Source organism: Faecalibacterium tardum (assembly GCF_040096515.1).
Classification (GTDB): Bacteria; Bacillota; Clostridia; order Oscillospirales; family Ruminococcaceae; genus Faecalibacterium; species Faecalibacterium tardum.
Window position 1 is genome coordinate 1 of sequence record NZ_JBBMEO010000081.1, and the last position, 2,329, is coordinate 2,329.

Genomic DNA, 2,329 nt, shown 5'->3' on the forward strand with positions numbered 1-2,329 from the left:
GGGGGGACCACCCTCCAACCCTAAATACTACCCAGTGACCGATAGCGTATAGTACTGTGAAGGAAAGGTGAAAAGCACCCCGGGAGGGGAGTGAAAAAGAACCTGAAACCCTGTGCCTACAAGCACCTAGAGCACGTCAAAGTGTGATAGGGTACTTTTTGTAGAACGGTCCGGCGAGCGATTGTATGCAGCAAGGTTAAGGACTTAAGGTCTGGAGCCGAAGCGAAAGCGAGTTTGAAAAGGGCGTTAAGTTGCATACAATGGGCCCGAAACCGGGTGACCTACCCATGGTCAGGTTGAAGTGGAAGTAAAATTCCATGGAGGACCGAACCGACCTCCGTTGAAAAGGCGGCGGATGAACTGTGGGTAGCGGAGAAATTCCAATCGAACCCGGAGATAGCTGGTTCTCCCCGAAATAGTTTTAGGACTAGCCTCAAGTTAGATACCTGGAGGTAAAGCACTGAATAGCCTAGCGGCCGAGAGGTTAGCGAAGCTTATCAAACTCAGAATGCCAGAGTATTGATGCTTGGGAGTCAGACAGTGTCAGATAAATGTCATTGTCAAAAGGGAAACAGCCCAGATCTACAGCTAAGGTCCCAAAGTCAGGTTAAGTGGAAAACGATGTGAAGATACGTAGACAACCAGGATGTTGGCTCAGAAGCAGCCACACATTCAAAGAGTGCGTAATAGCTCACTGGTCGAGCGTCTTTGCGCGGAGAATTTAACGGGGCTAAACCTGACACCGAAGCTTAGGCAATACAGCAATGTATTGGGTAGGGGAGCGTTGTATACGCGGTGAAACAGTAGCGCAAGCGGCTGTGGAGTGTATAGAAGTGAGAATGCCGGAATGAGTAGCGCGAATGCAGTGAGAATCTGCATGGCCGAAAGCCTCAGGTTTCTGGAGGAAGGTTCGTCCGCTCCAGGTTAGTCGGGAGCTAAGGTGAGGCCTAACGGCGTAGCCGATGCACAGACGGTAGAGATTCCGTCACCACCAAAAGAGTTAAACACAGGGACACATTTGAAGTCTCGGAGCCGGGTGTTGGTTCCGGTAGCGATCGAGGGAAATTAGTACCGAAGTCCGGGATGGAAGATGGCGAGAAAAGCTGTGTGTATTTCTGCGGTGCCCGTACCGCAAACCGACACAGGTAGGTAGGAAGAAGATTCTAAGGCCAACGGGAGAAGGGTTGTTAAGGAACTCGGCAAATTGACCCCGTAACTTCGGGAGAAGGGGTGCTCCAGAGATGGAGCCGCAGAGAATCGGCCCAAGCAACTGTTTACCAAAAACACAGGTTTGTGCTAAATCGAAAGATGACGTATACGAGCTGACGCCTGCCCGGTGCTGGAAGGTTAAGAGGAGATGTGCAAGCATTGAATCGAAGCCCCAGTGAACGGCGGCCGTAACTATAACGGTCCTAAGGTAGCGAAATTCCTTGTCAGGTAAGTTCTGACCCGCATGAAAGGCGTAATGATTTGGGCACTGTCTCGACAGCCCGCCCGGCGAAATTGTAGTACCGGTGAAGATGCCGGTTACCCGCGACAAGACGGAAAGACCCCATGGAGCTTTACTGTAGCCTAATATTGGGTTTCGATGTTGCATGCACAGGATAGATGGGACACTGGGAAACAAGTGCTTTGGCATTTGTGGAGTGGCCGTTGGGATACCATCCTTGCGATATTGGAATTCTAACCTGCGCCTTTGAATCAAGGCGGGGGACATTGTTAGGTGGGCAGTTTGACTGGGGCGGTCGCCTCCTAAAGAGTAACGGAGGCGTTCAAAGGTTCGCTCAGCTTGAACGGAAATCAAGCAAAAGAGTGCAAACGCAGAAGCGAGCCTAACTGCGAGACTGACGGGTCGAGCAGTAACGAAAGTTGGAGTTAGTGATCCGGTGGTATGTGAGTGGAAATGCCATCGCTCAACGGATAAAAGTTACCCTGGGGATAACAGGCTGATCTCCCCCAAGAGTCCACATCGACGGGGAGGTTTGGCACCTCGATGTCGGCTCATCGCATCCTGGGGCTGTATTCGGTCCCAAGGGTTTGGCTGTTCGCCAATTAAAGCGGTACGCGAGCTGGGTTCAGAACGTCGTGAGACAGTTCGGTCCCTATCTGTCGTGGGCGCAGGATATTTGATGGGAGCTGTTCCTAGTACGAGAGGACCGGAGCGGACGTACCTCTGGCGCACCAGTTGTTCTGCCAAGGGCATAGCTGGGCAACTATGTACGGATCGGATAAACGCTGAAAGCATCTAAGCGTGAAGCCGACCCAAAGATAAGATATCCCATTGTTTCAAACAAGTAAGACCCCTTGAAGACTACAAGGTTGATAGGCA

Annotated in this window: 1 rRNA gene; it reads left to right on the forward strand. The window is 51.5% G+C overall.

Annotated elements, in window-relative coordinates:
* Window positions 1-2,329: ribosomal RNA gene (locus WMO44_RS14765) — 23S ribosomal RNA — on the forward strand; the annotation flags it as partial.